The sequence below is a fragment of the Arthrobacter sp. S39 genome (genome assembly GCF_004320525.1).
In the GTDB taxonomy this organism is placed as follows: Bacteria; Actinomycetota; Actinomycetes; order Actinomycetales; family Micrococcaceae; genus Arthrobacter.
Genome location: NZ_SIHX01000002.1, coordinates 481,068 through 499,184 on the forward strand (window position 1 = coordinate 481,068; position 18,117 = coordinate 499,184).

Annotated in this window: 14 protein-coding genes; 4 read left to right on the forward strand and 10 right to left on the reverse strand. The window is 67.8% G+C overall.

All coding sequences use genetic code 11. The annotated features are described in order from the left end of the window. Window positions 1–2 precede the first annotated feature (2 nt). From EYS21_RS06080 to EYS21_RS06100, 5 genes are all read right to left on the reverse strand, one after another. The gene (locus tag EYS21_RS06080; RefSeq protein WP_131132289.1) at window positions 3–752 is read right to left on the reverse strand and encodes a ThuA domain-containing protein; all 750 of its coding nucleotides are present in this window, start codon (window positions 750–752) and stop codon (window positions 3–5) included. Next, complete coding sequence (locus EYS21_RS06085) at window positions 752–1,888, reverse strand: Gfo/Idh/MocA family oxidoreductase (protein WP_131132290.1); 1,137 nt, start codon at window positions 1,886–1,888, stop codon at window positions 752–754. The genes EYS21_RS06080 and EYS21_RS06085 overlap by 1 nt, the downstream gene beginning before the upstream one ends. A 144-nt stretch (window positions 1,889–2,032) precedes the next feature. Next, window positions 2,033–3,031, reverse strand: a complete 999-nt coding sequence (locus EYS21_RS06090; protein WP_131132291.1) for a LacI family DNA-binding transcriptional regulator — start codon at window positions 3,029–3,031, stop codon at window positions 2,033–2,035. Between the two features lie 125 nt (window positions 3,032–3,156). After that, entirely contained in the window at window positions 3,157–3,741 is a 585-nt protein-coding gene (locus tag EYS21_RS06095) for a histidine phosphatase family protein (protein ID WP_131132292.1), read from the reverse strand. A 149-nt stretch (window positions 3,742–3,890) separates the two neighbouring features. Next, window positions 3,891–7,433, reverse strand: a complete 3,543-nt coding sequence (locus EYS21_RS06100) for a glycoside hydrolase (protein WP_131132293.1) — start codon at window positions 7,431–7,433, stop codon at window positions 3,891–3,893. 174 nt (window positions 7,434–7,607) lie between these two features. Here EYS21_RS06100 and EYS21_RS06105 point away from each other — a divergent pair, with 174 nt between their 5' ends. Together EYS21_RS06105 and EYS21_RS06110 are read left to right on the forward strand one after the other, a co-directional pair. Beyond that, on the forward strand, window positions 7,608–8,459 hold the full coding sequence (locus EYS21_RS06105; protein ID WP_131132294.1) for a helix-turn-helix domain-containing protein: 852 nt from the start codon (window positions 7,608–7,610) through the stop codon (window positions 8,457–8,459). 117 nt (window positions 8,460–8,576) lie between these two features. Then, complete coding sequence (locus tag EYS21_RS06110) at window positions 8,577–8,969, forward strand: DUF1761 domain-containing protein (RefSeq protein ID WP_131132295.1); 393 nt, start codon at window positions 8,577–8,579, stop codon at window positions 8,967–8,969. A 9-nt stretch (window positions 8,970–8,978) separates the two neighbouring features. Here the strand turns inward: EYS21_RS06110 and EYS21_RS06115 are convergent, their stop codons facing one another. Beyond that, the gene (locus EYS21_RS06115; protein ID WP_131132296.1) at window positions 8,979–9,578 is read right to left on the reverse strand and encodes a hypothetical protein; all 600 of its coding nucleotides are present in this window, start codon (window positions 9,576–9,578) and stop codon (window positions 8,979–8,981) included. A gap of 224 nt (window positions 9,579–9,802) precedes the next feature. Between EYS21_RS06115 and EYS21_RS06120 the strand changes: the two genes are divergently transcribed. Further along, a complete protein-coding gene (locus EYS21_RS06120) occupies window positions 9,803–12,199 on the forward strand; it encodes a phosphoketolase family protein (RefSeq protein ID WP_131132297.1) in 2,397 nt (798 codons plus the stop codon). Here EYS21_RS06120 and EYS21_RS06125 read toward each other — a convergent pair. Continuing rightward, the gene (locus EYS21_RS06125) at window positions 12,196–12,951 is read right to left on the reverse strand and encodes a DUF429 domain-containing protein (RefSeq protein WP_131132298.1); all 756 of its coding nucleotides are present in this window, start codon (window positions 12,949–12,951) and stop codon (window positions 12,196–12,198) included. The genes EYS21_RS06120 and EYS21_RS06125 overlap by 4 nt on opposite strands. Before the next feature lie 143 nt (window positions 12,952–13,094). Here EYS21_RS06125 and EYS21_RS06130 point away from each other — a divergent pair, with 143 nt between their 5' ends. Next, the gene (locus EYS21_RS06130; protein ID WP_131132299.1) at window positions 13,095–13,925 is read left to right on the forward strand and encodes an alpha/beta hydrolase; all 831 of its coding nucleotides are present in this window, start codon (window positions 13,095–13,097) and stop codon (window positions 13,923–13,925) included. 14 nt (window positions 13,926–13,939) lie between these two features. Here EYS21_RS06130 and EYS21_RS06135 read toward each other — a convergent pair whose 3' ends face one another. The 3 genes from EYS21_RS06135 to EYS21_RS06145 form a co-directional block, all read right to left on the reverse strand. Then, window positions 13,940–15,265, reverse strand: coding sequence for a carboxylesterase family protein (locus EYS21_RS06135; RefSeq protein ID WP_131132300.1), 1,326 nt, complete (start codon window positions 15,263–15,265; stop codon window positions 13,940–13,942). Window positions 15,266–15,442: 177 nt separating this feature from the next. Further along, window positions 15,443–16,096, reverse strand: a complete 654-nt coding sequence (locus tag EYS21_RS06140) for a response regulator transcription factor (protein ID WP_131132301.1) — start codon at window positions 16,094–16,096, stop codon at window positions 15,443–15,445. Then, window positions 16,081–18,111, reverse strand: a complete 2,031-nt coding sequence (locus EYS21_RS06145) for a histidine kinase (protein WP_131132302.1) — start codon at window positions 18,109–18,111, stop codon at window positions 16,081–16,083. Before EYS21_RS06145 ends, EYS21_RS06140 begins: the two co-directional genes overlap by 16 nt. Between the last annotated feature and the right edge of the window lie 6 nt (window positions 18,112–18,117).

Sequence of the window (18,117 nt, forward strand, 5' to 3'; positions counted from 1 at the left end):
TCCTACGCCTCCCCGAAGGAGCCAAGGGCAGGGTTGCTCACGGCCGGGACCGAGCGGTGCAGCCCGGGCTCGGCCGCCCAGCGCACGCCGTTCGCGAGGACCCGCTGGATCTGCGGGTGGTGGTACACGGGGTATTCCTGGTCGCCGGGGCTGAAGTAGAAGATCCTGCCCTTGCCCCGGGTGAACGTGACCCCGGACCGGAACACCTCGCCGCCGGCGAACGAGCTGATGAAGATCAGGTCGTCGGGGTCCGGGATGTCGAACAGCTCGCCGTACATCTCCTGCTCGGGGATGACGATGGGGCTGTCCACACCCTCGGCGATGGGGTGCGAGGGCTTGACGGTCCACACGAGCTCGCGTTCGCCCTCGTTCCGCCACGCCAGCGAGCAGCTGGTGCCCAGCAGCCGGGTGAACACTTTGGCGAAGTGCCCTGAATGGAGCACGATCAGCCCCATCCCGCCCAGGACGTGCCGGTGGACGCGTTCGACGACGGCCTCGCTCACCTCGGCGTGGGCCATGTGGCCCCACCACAGCAGCACGTCCGTCTCGGCGAGGACCTCCTCGTCAAGGCCGTGTTCATCGTCGGTGGCCAGGACCGCCGTCGTGATCTCTGCGTCCGGGTAGTAGGAACGCAGCCCGGTTGCGATGGCGCCGTGGATGCCATCGGGGTAGATCTCTCCGATGTGGGACGGCTCGTTGAGCGCCTCGTGGACGCCCTCGTTCCAGACCCGGATTCTCAGTTTGTCGTTCATTAGAGACGAACCTCCCTCTGTTCGCGTGCCGACTGGTAGCACGCATCGATGATTTGGGCGCGGTAGAGGGCCAGCGAGCCATCATGTTCGCCCCAGGCCGCCGCACCGTCCCGGACGGCCGTAACGAAGTCTTCCACTACACCATCGTGCGCGCGGCCGGGCGCGACCGGCGGCACGTAATCGGCGCTTTCGCCGTCCTTTTCCGTAAAGACCCTGAGCTGGCCAACGGGAGGGAACGGTGCTCCCTGCACTTTGAGCTCGGCCCCGCCGTCGGTCCCGTAGACCGTGAAGTCCAGCAGATCGTCCGTTTCGCGGTAGGTAGCCCAACTGGCCTCGATCAGCAGCGTTCCGCCGCCCTCGAGACGGAGGAACGCGGACGCGAAGTCTTCCACCTCGAATGCGTGGCTGGAGGCCAACGCTGAGTACTCGCTTCCGCCGCCCCGTCCCTGGGGTCCCAGTTCTGAATGCGTGGCGGCGGACACGGCCACAACTTTCGGTTCGCCGAGCAGGTGCAGGGCGTAGTCGAGGGCATGCACACCGATGTCCGCAAGCGGTCCGCCGCCTGCGAGCTCCGGGTTGGTGAACCAGCTGCCCAGGGTTGGGATGCCGGAGCGGCGCAGCCAGGAGGCCTTGGCGTAGTACGGTCGGCCCACGCCGCCGTCGTCGATCACTTCCTTGAGTGCCTGGATGTCTCCGCGGCGGCGGTGGTTGAAGGCGACGTCCAGGACGCGTCCCGCGTTGCGTGCGGCGTCCACCATGGCCTGGCCTTCGACGGCGTTGCGCGCGATCGGCTTCTCGCTCAGCACGTGCAGGCCGCGTTCCAGGGCGGCAATGGCGATAGGTGCGTGCAGGAAGGTGGGGACCGCCACGCTGATCGCGTCGAGGCCACCGTACTTAAGCATCTCTTCCCAGCCGGCGAAAGCGTTCGGGATCGAGTATTCGGCCTGCAGCGACTCGCGGAGGTCCTGCTCCATGCCCGCCAGCGACACAATGCGGACGCCTTCCAGGGAAGCGTAGGCCTTCAGGTGCTGCTGTCCCGCCCAGCCAATGCCGACGACACCCACCCGCAGTTCTTCTGCCGGCGCTGCGTCCGGGAGAGAGGCGTGCTGCGCTGACGACTTCTGCTCGTTGTTCAAGAGATGCTTCCTTAGGGGGTGGGGGAGGGAGGCTGGTTGCATTTGGAATCGATTCCAAAATTGGTGGCTTGCCTGGTGTTTCTTGGAATTGGAATCGATTCCAAAAGTCTGGCAGCCGCCCCGGGGGCCTGTCAACCCCCTGCGCTAGCCCTTTGTTGAATCGCGGACCACGAGTTCATGCGGCAGGAAGGTCCGGCCCCGGCGGTGTTCTCCCGGCTCCGTCATCCGGGCAAAAAGTGCTTCAAAGGCCACCCTGCCCATGTCATAGGCGGGCTGCCGGATCGTGGTCAGTTCCGGCACACACATTTCGGCCTGGATGGAGTCGTCAAAACCTGCCACGGCGATGTCGTCGGGAACCCGCAGCCCGGCGTCAGTGATTTCACGGACGCAGCCGGCGGCGACCGTATCACTGCCGCAGAACACGGCGTCGGGAAGGGGGTCCGCCGTCAGCAGTTTCCTCGTGAGTTGGCGCCCCGAGTGGAAGTCGAACTCGCCTTCGACGAACAGCATCTGGTCCGGCGACATTCCCGCTTCGGCGGCCGCCTGGCGGAAGCCTTCCTCGCGCAGCCGGCCAGAGCGGGCGGCCCTGTTCCCGATCATCGCCAAACGGCGGCCGCCGGTTTCGATGAGGTGCCGGGTGATGTCGAAGGCGGCCTGCCGGTCGTCGATGGATACGCCGAATGCTGCCTCGGAGTCGGCGATCTCGCAGACCTGGACAACGCTGAGCTGCTCGGCCATTTCGTTGACATCTTCATCCGGCATTGTGGGCGAAAACATGATCAGCCCGTCCACGGACCCGTTCCGCAGCATGTCCACCAGCTGCTGTTCCCGTTCCAGGTCCCCGGCCGTCGGGGCAATGAGGCTGACGTAGCCCGACGACGCGGCGGCGTCCCCTACGCCCCGGAAGGCTTCACTGATGACGGGCGAGTTCAGGTTCTTGGCGAGGGCCAGAATGCGCATGGTCCGGTCCCGGCGAAGGTCGCGGGCGGAGGCGAGGGGCCGGTAATTGAGCTGGCGGATGGCCGCTGTGACTTTTTCCTTGCTCGACTCGCTGACGGCCGGGCTTTTGTTCAGGACGCGGGACACCGTCCCGACTGACACTCCTGCCGTCTTAGCGACGTCCTGGACTGTCGCTCGCGCCATTCGGTTGTCCTTCCGCGACCAGCGCCGCTGGTCCTTGCCGCCATGCCGTGCCGTGCTGCGGCCGGGTTTTCCCCAGCATAGCCGCACGCCGGCGGGTACCGGGATCGACAGGAACCGAAGGCCCCTCAGGCGTCGGCGGGCTCCATGACCGGCTCGCCGTTGAAGTACTCAAGCTGCCAGCCGTCAACGGCGTGGTGGTGGGCGAGGTTGAGGGCAGCGTTGTCCACGCTCTGCAGGGTGCGGCCGATGGCCCGGCTGAGGCTCACGCGCAGGAGCGTGCCGTGGGCGACCACCAGGACGCGTTGGCCGCGGAACTCCTCGGCCAGGGCCTCCAGGGCGGTCAACCCGCGGGAGGCTGCCTCGTCGTCGCTTTCGGCGCCACGGAAGCCGCCGGGAATGCGCAGGGCGTCCAGTTCGGGGCCGGCCTGCAGGCCCTCCGCGGGCCCGAAGCTGCGCTCGATGAGCTCCGGAACGCGCCGGGCCACGCGCAGCCCGAGTCCGGCGGCAATCAGATCTGCGGTTTCCGCAGCCCGGCTCAGCGGCGAGGAAACGATCGCGTCCCATTCGTAAGCGGACACCACGGCGACGGCGTCACGCGCCTGGCCCCGGCCGACGTCGTTCAGCGGAATATCGGTGGCACCCTGCAGCCTGCGCTGCGCATTCCAGTCTGTCTGGCCATGGCGGATGAGGGCGAAGGTTGTGAGGGTCATGCCCTCCATTCTCCCCGACAGCGGGCGGGCTCCGGAAACTGCGGCGTCGTCCCAAGACGGCACTGCCGTCGCAGCACCCGTGATTCCGGTGCTGCAACGGCCGTGCCTGCGGTTCCCCGAAGGGGGCCAGAGGTCCCTTACATCAACTGCTATTTTGACGCGAAGTAGCTGACGCATTCCCCTTCGGAGGCAAACCCGGGCTCAACGTTGGTGGCCCAGCCGCCGTTGGCGCAGGCGGCCTTTCCGGTCACGAAGGTCACCGTGTAGTCCTTCGTGGTGCCGTCAGGGGCGGTCACCGTGACCGTCGCCGGGTGATCAGCCGTTGCCTGGACGATGGAAACCTCCGCATTGGTGTCCAGCGGGTACGCCGCCACGGCTGGTGCCGCCGCCGACGTCGTCAGCACTGTGTATCCGGTGGTGCCGGCAGCAAAGCCAACCACTGGCTTCTGCCCCACCAGCAGGCGGCCAAGATCGGCGAGCCCGGCCTCACCCAGGCGCGATCCCGCAATGGCCACCTCGGACACCTTGGTGTACGAGCCCGGAGTTGCCAGCACCAACCGGATGCCGCGCGTGGTGACGGGACTGAAGGACACCTTGGCCGGAGCGGCGGTGCCCAGGCCGGTGACGGTTCCCGCCGTCGTGCCCTTCCATGCGCCGGTTGCATCCTGGTACTGGACCGTGAGGCTTTGCGCCGCCTTTTCGGCGAGTGTCAGGGTCACTGAGTCCACCGTGTAGTCGCGGCTGAAGGCATAGCTCAGGGTGTCGCTGCCGCGGCCTCCGCTGACCCAGTTGGACCAGCGCGTTGAGGCGTTGCCGTCGCACGTGTTCCTGGCGAGGTAGGACCCTTCGGTGTAACTGGCCGTGACCGTCGTGGTGGTGTCGTCCTTGCAGATGTGGCTGCCGGGGACACGGTCCACCACAAGGACGGTCAGCTGGGCGTCCAGCGGCTTGTCGCCGTCGACGCCGGTGCTCGCCTTACCCCTGGCCGTGGCGGTTCCGGGGGTCTGCAGCCCGGCGGCATCGAAAGCGCTCCAGTCCCAGGTGACAGCCAGGCTGTTCCGCGCCGTGCCGGTGCCGATCTGCCCGGGGACGGTTGCGGGTGCCGCGGCCTGGACCTCGGCGAGTGCCGTGCCGGTGCCCACCGTCGCGGACACGGGGTCGGTGGCCGTGTACTTTCCGACCGTCACGGTGACTTTGGCGTCGTTGAACGCCTGTCCGTACACGTCGGTCCCGGAACCGGTGACGGTCACCGTGCCGCGCTTTTTCCAGACAGCAGGGTCAACCGCGTTCCACTGGACCGGCACGGGCCGGCCCTCACCCTTTTCGTACAGCGGGGTGACGGTGGCCGGAAGGGAAGGTGCGACGCCGATGGGCGTGCTGAGATCCACCGGCTTGGTACCGAGCAGCGCCAGGTCCGCGAGGTCCGTGAATCCCCAGGACTGGTGGGTGCTGCCGGTTGCGGTGGCCGTGGTGCCGGTGGAGGAGCCGAGTGCCACTGCCGTTCCGGCCGCCGTCTGGTTCCCGGAAACCTGCAGGGCGATGGCCGCAGAGGCATTCACCAGGGACCACTGCTTGCCGTTTTCGGTGGTGACAATCCACTGCGCGGAGGGGGCGGTTTTGGCCTGCTCCAGGCCCATGGCGGCCAGGGCCGCGGCTCCGGACTGGCTCGCATTCAGCACGCCGCCGTTGCCGGTCAGCACTCGCCCGTCCTTGGTGGTCACCACCCAGCGGCGGTCGTTGGCGTACTCATCTCCGCCGTCCACGGCGTGGAACGTCCACAGCTGCGAAGTGACCTCCGCCGCCGTCGTTCCCAGCTCCTGGATGGAGGCTGATCCGTCTGCGCGTCCGGTGAGGTATTTGCCGCTGGCATCGCCGGTGACGTGGTAACTGTGGCCGTCCTGGACCGGTGCGGCATCCTCGGCAACGCCGCTGACGCCGTCGACGACGAATGTCACCACGGAAGCGGCGGGAACCTCAAGCGTCGCGGACTTCGCGGCGGCGTCGACGGCGACCGGGGCGCCCTTGACGAGCGCGTTCCGTTCGATGTCATCGAGGGGGGACTTGGTGGTCACCACCGGCGTGACGGTGGCGCCGGGTGCGATGGCGCCGAAGCGGCTGAGGTCGAGGGTGACCTTTTCCGCCGTCGGGGTGTCGTTGAAGTGCACCAGTGTGGCGCCGTTGCCGTCAGCATCCAGGGCGCTCGCGGTCTTGGCGTTGTCGTTCTGGATGAGGAAGTCGCCGGGCCGGATGTAGTGCGTGAAGTTCCGGGTGGTGTTGTACTTCTGGTTGGTCAGGACACGGCATTTTGCCTGATCCTGGGCGGCGCCGTCGTTGAGCCGGCGGTTGGAGAAGCCTTCGCGGCCCTCGTAGTTGCAGTCGAAGTCGACGTAGACCGAGCCCCAGCCCTTGTCGGCCTTCTCCTGCTTGTAGGTGTCCTCCACGGGCTGCCAGAACACCCAGGCGTCGGGCTCGAGTTCGCGGAGGTCGTTCACCATGCGGCCGGCGATGCCCAGGCCGTTGGTGATGTTGGAGCGGTCCCAGCCGCTGGTGGAGTCGCCGAGCGCCGGGTTGCCGGGCCAGAAGCCGCCCACTTCGCTCATCCAGAGTGGCTTGTCCGTGGAGTTCGCCAGGTCGCGGACCCGGCGGCGGTCATTGGTGCCGTAGGTGTGGACGTTGAGCTGGGCGACGGCGTCCCTTGCCGCCTGGCTGTAGCCGTTCCAGTTGGTCACGAACTTGGTGGGATCGGTCTCGTCCATCGCGGAGATGACGGCGTCCGTGGTGGTGCTGTCCTTGGCGAGTTCGGCGGCGAGCAGTTTGGTGACCCGGTCCTGGGCGGCCGGGTAGATCAGCGCGCCCTCCTGCTTCTGCGTGTAGCTGGTGGGCGGCTTTCCGGTTGCCGGGTCGATTGCCGTGCCCCAGTACCCGGAGTTGGGCTCGTTGAACGGATCGATGGTGTCCACAGTGATGCCGCTGCCGGTCTCCAGGAGTTCGACGGCGTGCTTCATGTAGGCGGCGAACTTGGCTTCGGCCTGGGGCAGCAGGTTTTCACCCTTGTTGGAGTTGACCTGGCCGGAGACGTAGCCGCTTTTGGTCATGAACCAGGGCGGGGAGTTGCTGAATGCCTCCCAGTGGGTGATCTGCCGATCCGCGGCCAGCCGTTCCACCCACCACCGCTGGTTCCGGTCGGCATCGGGGTTGTAGGAGGCGGGATCGTCCGGGTTCCACTGTTCCAGGAACGCCAGCTTGTTCGCCTGGGCCGGATCCACGGAGCCGTCGGGGTTGTAGAGGTTCGACGCGGCCGTGCCTGCCGCGGGCCCGGTGACCGGCTTCCACCAGCCTTCCACGGCGCTGCCGTCGTTGAGGTAATCGGGCACGTCCGAGGCGTTTCCGCCGCCCACGTTGTAGCGGGCGATGTTAAGGTTCAGTCCGTCCTCGCCGAAGACCTTCTGGTACAGCTCCTCACGCAGTTCGGGGGAGTAGCCCGCCGTTGCGTTGGCGAACCAGACCAGGCTGGTGCCCCACCCTTCGAACGCCTCGCCGCGGCTGGCAGGGTTCGGGGTGATGGTCACCGGGGTTGCTCCGTCTGCTGCTGCCGGGAGTGCGGCCGGCAGCATCGCCAGCCCGGCCACGGCCGTCACGGCTGCTGCCAGCGCAGCCACCGGCCTTCGGATTCTTCGTGCGGAAAACGCCATTGGTATACCTCGTGGTCTCAGGGGGGTGCGGTGCTGATCCGGAAAGCCGGGCACAGCGAGACTATGTTCGGGATGTGTCCGCTTCAAGGGATCCGAACAGGCTCGTTCGTGCTCGGTCAGAGGTGTTCAACCGGGCATCCTGCCCGGGACACCGGTCCGCCGTAGACTGCTCGTGTGCTCTACGAGGAGTGTCCCGCCCCCGCCCGGCTGCGGCCGTACGTCAGCCACTTCTGGTTTGTGCGCGGCGAACCGGCGGCGAAGTACGAAAAGATCCTTCCCGGTCCGTTGGCGCACCTGGTCCTGAACCTGTCCTCGCCGTACCGCCTCATCGATCCGTTTGCCGCGGCTCCGGACCTCGGGGCGACGGAGGTGGCCGTCGGCTTCTACGCAGGCATCCAGCGCAGCTACCTCATCAGCGAGAATCCGCCGCAGCTGTTCAATATCGGTGCCGCGCTGCAGCCGTACGGCATCGCGGCACTCACGGACGTGCCGCCGTCGGACCTGCAGGGAAAAGTGCAGGACACTGGCGGTTTCCTGCCCGGCTTCACTGCCCTGCGCGCCGACCTGATGGACGCCGGTCCAGCCACCGCATTCGCCGCCCTTGAAGGCTTCCTCACTTCCAGGCTCCGCGGCGGAGCGGACCCGCGGTCGGTGGAGGCTGTGGCGCTGTTGGCGGCGGAGGACGTGCCCGTGGCCGGGCTTGCCCGCCGCCTGGGGGTCAACCCGTCCACCCTGCAGCGGACCATGTTCCGCGACTGCGGGATCACGCCCAAGAGCTACGCCGATGTATGCCGGTTCTACCGCTTCGTTAACGCCGCGGCCCGCCTGCCTGAAGACGGGTCAAGCGGCCGGGAGCTGCTGGCACTGGCCGACTACTACGACCAGCCCCACCTGATCCGCACCTTCCGGCGCTACAGCGGCTTCACGCCGTCGGAATACCTGCGCCTCATCCGGGAACACGGACCGGAATACGCCACCTTCGTCCCGCTCCACAGCGTCGGGGACAGCCCGACGGCGGCACGCTGAGGAAGTGCGCATCCCGCCACCCGGCGGTGCGGCTTTTGTACAAGACCCGGCCCGCGGGCGGGCATATGCTCCAGCCAGGGACGCCGCAGGAACGGTCGCCCGGGAAGGATGGCTGTGATGGGATTGGACATCAGCTGGCTGGGTGTACTGCTGGCGGCACTGGCAACGTTTTTGGTGGGCGGCCTGTGGTACTCGGTGCTGTTCGCGAAAGTGTGGCAACGCGAGGCTGGCGTGACGGACGGGCAACTCAAGCGCGGGACCGTCCGGGTTTTTGTGGGGTCGTTCCTGCTCGCGCTGGTCATGGCGGTGGTGCTGGCTGCGTTCATTGGCGACGGCGGCGCGGGCTTCGGCACGTTGGCCGGGCTGGCTGCGGGGGTGGCCTGGGTGGCGGCCGCCCTGGGAATCAACTACCTGTTTGAGCGCCGCAGCCTGACACTGTTCGCCATCAACGCCAGCTACAACATCGTGGCGTTCACGGCGATGGGGGCGATCATCGGCGCCCTGCAATAGCCGGGGAGTTCAGCGCACCTCGAGGATGAGGGCGAGCAGCCTGGCCGCGGCGGGGCGGGCGGCGTGTTCCTCCGCCCATTGCGACCGGGCGACGGCCTTGCTCACGGCCTGGGTGGTGATGCCGAGTTCCTGCGCCACCGCCTTCTGCTGCCCGCGGACGCCGGGGGTCATGAGGTCAAGGACCCGCCACTCAGCGCCGGACCTGTCCCGCACAATATGGCCCAGGAGCCGCAGCACGGCCTCGGCCTCGTAGGCAACGTCGGCCAGCGGTCCCTCCACGGCTACCGGGACCCGGTCCTTGCCGTTCCGCAGCCGGTCCACGGCGCGGCGTGCGTAGACCAGGCCGTGGCCGGACGCGTCCTTGATCAGGTTCGGCAGAGGCTCATTCAGGGGACCCACGCCAACCCCCACGTACCAGGACCCTGAGCGCAGGGCGATCAGCGCGGCCTCAACCGCCTGGTGCGGACAATCAACGATGCCCTGCACCTCATCTTCAACCGAACGGTCGAAGTCCAGGCGCGCGGGGATATGCCGCAGGTCCTTGAGTAACTGCGGCACCCGGTCACCATCGCGCCGGCTGTCCGTTTGATTGATGGTCAGCGTGAACATTCTGGGTACACCCTACCCGGTGGCACCCATCACGGAAGGGCCCTTTTTCAAGCCTGGCCAAGCCTGGTGGCAGAGCTGGTTTTGGACGGGCGGAAGCGCCCGCGGCCCGGGAGATCCTGGCCGGGGAGAGGGCGGCTGGGGAACCGCAGAGGTTGCCAGCGCGGCAGTCTTCTGTTCGGATGGAGCGACGGCCGCCCCGGCGGCGATGCGACGTAAGGATGGCTATGGCCGGCAACTTGGCGCAGGACGAACTTGAACTCGTGGACCGCTGGTGGCGGGCCGCGAACTACCTCTCGGTTGGCCAGATCTACCTGCGCTCCAACCCGTTGCTCCGGAAACCGCTCGACGCCGAGGACACCAAGTCCCGGCTGCTGGGCCACTGGGGCACCACCCCGGGCCTGAACTTCGTCTACGCGCACCTGAACCGGCTGATCCGCCGGGATTCCCAGGAGATGCTGTTTGTGGCCGGGCCCGGCCACGGCGGCCCGGCGGTGGTGGCCAACGCCTGGCTGGAGGGCACCTACTCCGAGATCTACGGGCACGTGGGCAACGACGAAGCCGGCATGGCTGAGCTGTTCCGGCAGTTTTCCTACCCGGGCGGCATCCCCAGCCATGCGGCACCGGAAACGCCGGGATCCATCAGCGAGGGCGGCGAACTGGGGTACGCGCTGGCGCACGCCTACGGGTCGGTGTTCGACAATCCCCAGCTGGTCACCGCCGTCGTGATCGGGGACGGCGAGGCCGAAACCGGTCCGCTTGCGGCGAGCTGGCATTCGCACAACTTCCTGGACCCTGCCGCCGACGGCGCCGTGCTGCCCATCCTGCACCTGAACGGCTACAAGATCGCCAACCCCACCATCCTCGCCCGGATGCCGGAAGCCCAGCTGGAGCAGCTGCTGCGCGGCTACGGCCACGAGCCGTATTTCGTCACCGTCGCCGACCCGGACGACACCGCCCAGGCGCACCGGGACTTCGCCGCTGCCCTGGAGGACTGCCTGGCCGGGATCCGCGCCATCCAGGACACCCGCCGCGGTGACGGTGCGGGCGCCGCAGGTGACGAGGGGGCGCCCCGTTGGCCCATGATCGTGTTGCGCTCGCCGAAGGGCTGGACTGGCCCGAAAACGGTGGACGGCCTGCAGGTGGAGGGCACCTGGCGGAGCCACCAGGTTCCGCTGTCCGAGGTCCGCACCAACCCCGCACACCTGAACCTTCTTGAGGAGTGGCTGCAGTCCTACCGTCCGGAGGAGCTGTTCGACGGTGATGGCAGGCTCCGGCCCGGCATCGCCGAGTCTGCTCCCACCGGTGATTTCCGCATGAGCGCCACCCCGCACGCCAACGGCGGGCAGCTGCGCCGGGCGCTGGAACTGCCCGCCTTCTCTGCCCACGCCGTCGAGGTGCCGGAGCCCGGCACCGAGCGGATCAGCCCCATGATCACGCTGGGTTCGTGGATGCGCGACGTGATCTCGCTGAACATGGAGAACTTCCGCCTGTTCGGCCCTGACGAGACGGCATCCAACCGCCTGCAGAACGTCTATGAAGTCACCGACAAGGTGTGGCAGTACAGGATTGACGACGCCGACGAGCACCTTGCGCGGTCGGGCCGGGTGCTGGAGGTGCTCAGCGAGCATCTGTGCCAGGGCTGGCTGGAGGGCTACCTCCTGACCGGACGGCACGGCGTGTTCAGCTGCTACGAGGCCTTCATCCACATCATCGATTCCATGTTCAACCAGCACGCCAAGTGGCTGAAGGTGCACCGCAAGCTGCCGTGGCGCCAGCCTGTGGCTTCGCTAAATTACCTGTTGTCCTCACATGTCTGGCAGCAGGACCACAATGGCTTCTCGCACCAGGACCCGGGCTTCATAGACCACGCCGTGAACAAAAAGGCCGAGGTTATCCGGGTCTACCTGCCGCCGGACGTCAACACCCTGTTGTCCGTGATGGAGCACTGCCTGGCGTCCACGGACTACGTGAACATCGTGGTCAGCGGCAAGCAGCCGTCGCCCACGTGGCTGGGCCCGGCCGACGCCGCCAACCACTGCCAGCGGGGGCTAGGCATCTGGGGTTTTGCAGGTTCCGAGGTATCCGGCGAGGAGCCCGACGTCGTCTTGGCCTGTGCCGGCGACGTGCCCACGGTGGAAACAGTGGCTGCTGCCGAGTTGCTGAAGAATGGTGCCCCGGGGCTGAAGGTCCGGGTGGTCAACGTGGTGGACCTGATGCGGCTCCAGGACGTGAGTGAGCACCCGCACGGCCTCCCGGCGTCGGACTTTGACGGAATTTTCACGCCGGACAAGCCGATCATCTTCGCGTACCACGGCTATCCGTCGCTGATCCACCGGCTTGCCTACCGCCGGACCAACCAGGAGGGCCTGCACGTGCGCGGCTACAAGGAGGAGGGGACCACCACCACGCCGTTCGACATGGCCATGCTCAACGGGATCGACCGCTTCCAGCTGGCCATCGACGCGATCGACCGCGTCCCCGGCCTGGCCGAGAAGCACTCCCTCCTGCGACAGACGCTCCAGGACCGGCGGATCGCGGCGAGGGAACACACCCGCACGCACGGGGAGGACCCGGAGGAGATCCGGAACTGGGCGCTGGGCCAGGAGCAGGAAAAGGGCTAGCTGCCCCCGAGGCCGGCGAGCTGGCCGGACGGCACATGGATCCAGCCCTCGGTCAGAGCTGCGGCGGCATGGGTTTCCGGCGGCCCCACGGTCTGCTTCAGAGCTACTGCGCGGGCGCTCAGTGAGGCGATGACCGCGTCAAAGAGGTCATCGGATGCGGCCAGCCGGTCCTCCTGGCCTGCCAGGTCCAGCCAGGGCGCCGCCGCAGCCAGCTGGTCCAGAATCACGCCCAGCCGGTCTGCCTCGGGAGCACCCCGGCCCTTGTACCCGCGGGCCAACAGGCCCCACGCCTTCAGCGACGCAGCGGGGTAGACCTCCGCCAGGCGGCCGGATCCATCCCGCGGCTGGGGCCCGTACTCAGCGGCGATCTTGGCCTGGATCACGGCGCACCTCATGGCCGGGTGGGCGAGCCGGTCAGCGGAGACGCTGAGCGGGATCAGGCCGGTGTGTGCGGTGACGAAGCGGTCCGTGTCCCGGTAGGCCAACAACCGGCGTCCCTCGATGCCGTCGTGGTCCAGGACCGGGCGGGCGTCAAAATGCAGGTGCCCGGTGAGGAAGGGCAGGAAGGCATCGGGCCAGCCCACCGGGCAGTCGATTCCGGTCATCGAACTGGTGCCAAACAGTTCCACGATTTCCCGGTCATCCACATCCAGGGCCAGATGCTCCAGGCGGGCAGAACCGGCAGTCCATTCCAGGACAGCGACAGCCGTCTTCTTAGTCGCTGCGGCGAGATCGACGCCCAGTGTCCTCACGCGACACCGCCGGTTTCCGAGGGGGTCATGCAATCGACCTTACCGCCGCCATGCTGGACGCACCGTGACACGCTGCCCGGGTTCTGGAACGCTGGTGGGCGGAGGGCCGACCGGCGGCCCGCTGCCCGGAGGGAACCGTCCGCATGCCATGGCTTGACGTGCTCGGCAACGACATCCACTACACCGACTCAGGCCACGGCCAGCCGGTGGTCCTGCTGCACGGCCATGCCTCCGCGGCGGCGTGCTGGGAGCCGATCATCGCGGAGCTGGAGCAGGACTTCCGGGTATTGGCATACGACACCTACGACCACGGCTGGTCCTCGAACTCGCCGCGGCAGGGACCGCTCGTAGACCGGGCGGCAGAGCTGGAGCACTTCATCGGTTCGCTCGGGCTGGAGAACCCGGTCATCGTGGGGCAGTCCATGGGCGGCATGACCACTCTTCGCTGGGCCGTCCGCCATCCCGGCGACGCGGCCGCCCTGGTGGTCTGCGGCATGGGTTGGCCACTGGTCGTGCCGCCGCCCGGGCAGCCCGGGCGGCCGGAGAAGTTTGAGGTGTTCAGCTCGCTCGACGCCGACGAGCGGATCTGGCTGGGGGTGGGAAACTCCTTCACGGACGAATGGATCGCTGCCAACCCGCTCGACCACGCCCGCTACATCCGGGTCCGTTCCACGGCCGCCGCGATCGAGGCCGCCCGCCATCCGCGCAGCCTGGAGGCAAGCCAGGGCGAGTTCCTCAGCGCCGACGCCGAGGCTGTTGACGCGTTCCAGAAGGGGCTGGAGTCAATCACGAGCCCCCTGCTGGTGTTCATCGGGGACGACGAAAGGCCGCGCATCCGCCGCGGCGCCGAGCACGTCGCCGCCACGGTCCCCGGCTGTCGCCTGCTCGTCGTCGAGAACGCCGGGCACAACGCCTACTTCCAACGGCAGGACCTTCTGGTGGCTGCTATCCGCAATGCCGTGGCAGGTACCTGAAACCTTCCCCGGGTTTATTCCGAGCGGTACTGGAGGGCGCCGGGGATGCCGCCTGTTTCGGCCAGGCCGTCCCCGCGGGCGAACGCGGCCCACAGGCTGCGCAGCTCACGGCCCACGGCGTTGATCTCCTCCCAGGTGGAGCCTTTGAGGAGTCCGGCGGCTGCCCAGGTCTGCTGGTTACCGAACAACAGCGGCAGGTCAACGGTGTGCGCGGCGCGGTAGTAGTTCCCGGTGGCGCCCCAGGAGATGACGTAGCTGTGTGCCTTGCCGCCGGCGCGGGCGTGGCGGCGGGCAAATTTCCGGGCTGCCCGGCCGTACACCGCCTCCGTCACCGCCCAATTGATGGCCCGCACGGCATGGTCGCCCAGCACGGGAACCTTGTCCAGCCGGCTGACCAGGGGGCTCCGGGGCAGGAAAAGACGTGCTTCGTCGGCGGTGTGCCCGATCAGCACCTCGATGCCGGGGGCCGTGGCGTTCCAGGCCGCCTCAATGTCGGCCTCGGGCGGCAGCGGGGCGTGCCCGTACTGCGTGCCGAACGGCATGGCCGCCATCAGCCCGTATTTCCGGGCCACCTGCGACACGCGGTCCTCAACGGCGACGACGTCCATGGAGGGCGTGTCCTCGGTGACGGCTTCGGCCGCGATGCCCATGGCGTGGCTCATCTTGTGCCGGCCCCGGATGATGCCCAGCGGTGCACTCTGGATGATGGCCCGCTGGAACAGCGACGGCGCCTCAGGAGTCGCCATCAGGTGGGCGACGGAATCGCCGCCGGCGGACTGCCCGAACGCGGTGACGCGGCCGGGATCGCCCCCGAACGCGGAAATGTTGCGCTGCACCCAGCGGAAGGCCTCAAGCTGGTCAAGCAGCCCGAGGTTCGCCGGGCGTCCTGTACCTGTGGCCAGGTACCCGAACAGGCCAAGCCGGTACGTCACGGACACAACAATGATGCGGTTTTCAGCCACCAGGGACGTGGCGTCGAAGATGGCCAGGTCGCCGGAGCCGGAGGTGTAGGACCCGCCGTGCAGCCACACCATAACCGGGATCTGCTCGCCGTCGGAAAGGCCGGCGGGAACGGTGATCGAGAGCCGCTGGCAGTCCTCGCTGCCGGGGAGCTCGCCGTAGCGGGTGCCCAGGACGTCGTCGAGGAACGGCACGGGACCCTGCGGGCAGGCCGGGGCGGGCGAGGTTGCGGCAAACGCCGTCGTCCAGTCCGTCGCACTGACCGGGGGCTGGAAGCGGCCCGCGGTGGCATAGGGAATTCCGGTGGCGCGCACCACGTCACCGTCCCGCCAGCCGCTGATCGGACCGCAAGGGGGACTAAACGAAGGCTCGGAACTCACGGGTCAACGATTCCACAGTTTCCTGATCCGCCGCTGGTAACGCGCGAACGTACACTTGAGGCCCAAAAATCGAAGGGTTTTAGGGCCTCAACTGTACGTTCGCGCTGCGGTGCTGGTTAAACGCCGACGGCGGGTGGCGCGGTTCCTGAAGAACTGGGCCACCCGCAGTTGTGCCGGTCAGCCGGCGACGGCTCCCTCACGCAGCCACGCGAGTGCCGCCTGGACCCGGAGGTTGTCCTCCGGCGCCTCTTCCAGGCCAAGTTTGACGAACACCGAGCGGAGGTGGGCCTCCACCGTCCGGCGCGAGGTGACCAGCACCTGGGCGATCCCGGCATTGCTGCGGCCCGCCGCCAGGTGCCGCAGCACCTCGAGCTCGCGTGGCGTCAGTGCCGTCAGCCGGTGCTCGTTGGACAGCAGGAACGCGTTGATTGCCTGCAGATCAATGGCCGTGCCGCCGTCGGCGACGTGCTGGACCGTTGCCAGGAACTCTTCGGTGTGCAGGACCCGGTCCTTGAGCAGGTATCCGAAGGCAGCCAGGTTCCGGCGGGTCATCATCACGGCGACTGCAGGATCCACAACGTGGGACAGGATAATCACCGGCAGCGACGGGTAGCGCTCCCGCAGCATGAGGGCGGCGCGGGCGCCTTCGTCCGTGTGGCTGGGCGGCATCCGGACATCGGCGATCAGCAGATCCGGGCGGTGCTCGACGACGGCGTCGATCAGGCCGTGTGCGTCGCCCGCCTGGGCCACTACCGTGTGGCCGGCATCCGCGAGGAGCCGGGCGATACCTTCGCGGAGCAGGACCAGGTCCTCGGCTATGACGATTCGCACGGTACGGACACCTCCACGAGGGTGCCACTGGGCGTGCGGTCGCTGACGATCAGGTGGCCGCCCATCGCACGGACACGCTCTGCCAGGCCGCGCAGTCCCGTGCCGGCCCGCAGATCGGCCGAGCCAACGCCGTCGTCGGCAACTGTGATGCTGAGGACGCGGTCCGCCACCAGCAGCCTGACGTCAACATAGCTTGCGTGCGCATGTTTCACGGAGTTGGTGACGGCTTCTGCCACCACGAAGTAGCTCATGGCCTCGAGCTGCGGGCTGATCCGGTCCGGCGGGACCGCGAGATAGACAGGGATGGGCATCGGCGCGACGAAGTCACTGAGCGCAGCCTGCAGTCCATTGGACGCAAGCTTCGCCGGCACGCTCCCCAGCGCCAGCAGGCGCAGTTCCTCCAGGACCCCGCCCATCCCGGACACGATCTCCTCCATGGCCAGGCGCGCGTGTGCATCCTCCACCTTCCGGGATGCCGACTGCAGGTTCAGGGCCAGCCCCAGCAGGCGGCCCTGCACGCCGTCGTGCATGTCCTGGACGATCCGGGCGCGCTCCTGGGCGCCGGCCCCAACCGCCCGCGCAGACTCACGATCGGCGGCGGCATGCCGGTAGTGCACGGCGGCCTCCAGGACAGCCGGTTCCAGGATGCGGTCGAGTTGGGGGATGGCAGCCCCCAACGACGCGGACCGGGCGGAACCGAACACGATGCAGGCGTGCGGATCTCCGGAGGTGCCCAGAAGAAGTGCATGCTCATGCGCTCTGGGCGACGGCACCGCAAGCCCCGTTGAATCAACCCAGCCAGCGCCCTCCGGGAGTTTGAGGCTGACTGTGGCGCCGGCGTCGTTAGTCGCTGCACGGAGTGCGGCTTCGATCGCCTGCCCTTCACCACCGGAGGGCACACTGCCACGCCGGCGCAGCTGCGCCATTAGATTTTCGCGCGGGTCCAGCACCCTGCTGCACCACGTGGCCAGCCTCAACGCGAACGGTATCAGGACAGCGGCGACGGCGATTGTCACCATGGACGAAAGCCATACTGATCCGGCTGTGGCGATTCCAGCGCTGGCCGCCCCGAGCGCGACGGTCCCGATGAGCGTCACTTTGAGCACCTGCGTGATCAGCCGGCGGGGGATCCCACGCCCGGTCTCGGACGCTACGGCACCGGCCACGAGGAACGCCGTCAGTGCACAACTCACAGCGAACCCCACGATCAGTGTGGTGAATCCCACGGAGTCGCCCAGACCGCCAACGGCAACGGCAATACCCGCTGCCGAGCACAGGACGATGATGAAGACCGGAATGAGCGAAGCGATGCCCGCCAGCAGCAGCCGCTGTCGGCGCTCGCCGTCACCGGCCCGGACCAGCAGCCACACGGTGACCGGCGATACCAGGAAGCTGCCGAGCCACAGGAAGGAGCCTGCCCCATCCGAGAACCACTGCAGGAAGGAGCCGAGTGCCGACCCGGGCGGAAGCAGGGGTTCCATCTGGGGCATGCTCCGGGCCTGTCCGCCCACGGCGAGGGAGAACGACGCCAAGGCCACGGAAGCCACCAGCAGGTAGCGCACCAGCCGCCGTGACTGTCCGGCGATGTCCTCTGCTACCACAATTGGCAGCAACTGAAGCAGCAGCAGGCAGGGAGCATGCCACGAGAACGCCGTCGCCAGCAGGATGGTTCCGGACAGTGCGGTGTTTCCGCCGTTCCACACCAGGGTGTTGCTCAGGAACATCCAGAACGGGTACAGGCACAGCGCGGCACCCACAGCGAACGTCAGCCACGTCAGGCGCCGGTTTCCCAGGCGCCGGATCACCGAAGCCGAGGTAAAAACGACGCCGGCCGCGCAGATCAGCGACACGTGCGCCGGAGGGGAAAATGCGAAAAACGGCGGATCGATGACGGCATTCCATTGAAGAACGGCACTGGCCACACCCACCGCGAGCAGCGCTCCGGCGGCGCCGGACCACAGGATTCTCTCGGGATGGAGCGGCGTCGGGGGCAAGCTCAATCCGCCGACAGCCATACAGCC

Excerpts from the sequence above, each read along its gene's own strand:
- EYS21_RS06080 (WP_131132289.1), bottom strand. The coding sequence starts at position 752 with ATGAACGACAAACTGAGAATCCGGGTCTGGAACGAGGGCGTCCACGAG.
- EYS21_RS06090 (WP_131132291.1), bottom strand. The coding sequence starts at position 3,031 with ATGGCGCGAGCGACAGTCCAGGACGTCGCTAAGACGGCAGGAGTGTCA.
- EYS21_RS06095 (WP_131132292.1), bottom strand. The coding sequence starts at position 3,741 with ATGACCCTCACAACCTTCGCCCTCATCCGCCATGGCCAGACAGACTGG.
- EYS21_RS06100 (WP_131132293.1), bottom strand. The coding sequence starts at position 7,433 with ATGGCGTTTTCCGCACGAAGAATCCGAAGGCCGGTGGCTGCGCTGGCA.
- EYS21_RS06110 (WP_131132295.1), top strand. The coding sequence starts at position 8,577 with ATGGGATTGGACATCAGCTGGCTGGGTGTACTGCTGGCGGCACTGGCA.
- EYS21_RS06115 (WP_131132296.1), bottom strand. The coding sequence starts at position 9,578 with ATGTTCACGCTGACCATCAATCAAACGGACAGCCGGCGCGATGGTGAC.
- EYS21_RS06120 (WP_131132297.1), top strand. The coding sequence starts at position 9,803 with ATGGCCGGCAACTTGGCGCAGGACGAACTTGAACTCGTGGACCGCTGG.
- EYS21_RS06130 (WP_131132299.1), top strand. The coding sequence starts at position 13,095 with ATGCCATGGCTTGACGTGCTCGGCAACGACATCCACTACACCGACTCA.
- EYS21_RS06145 (WP_131132302.1), bottom strand. The coding sequence starts at position 18,111 with ATGGCTGTCGGCGGATTGAGCTTGCCCCCGACGCCGCTCCATCCCGAG.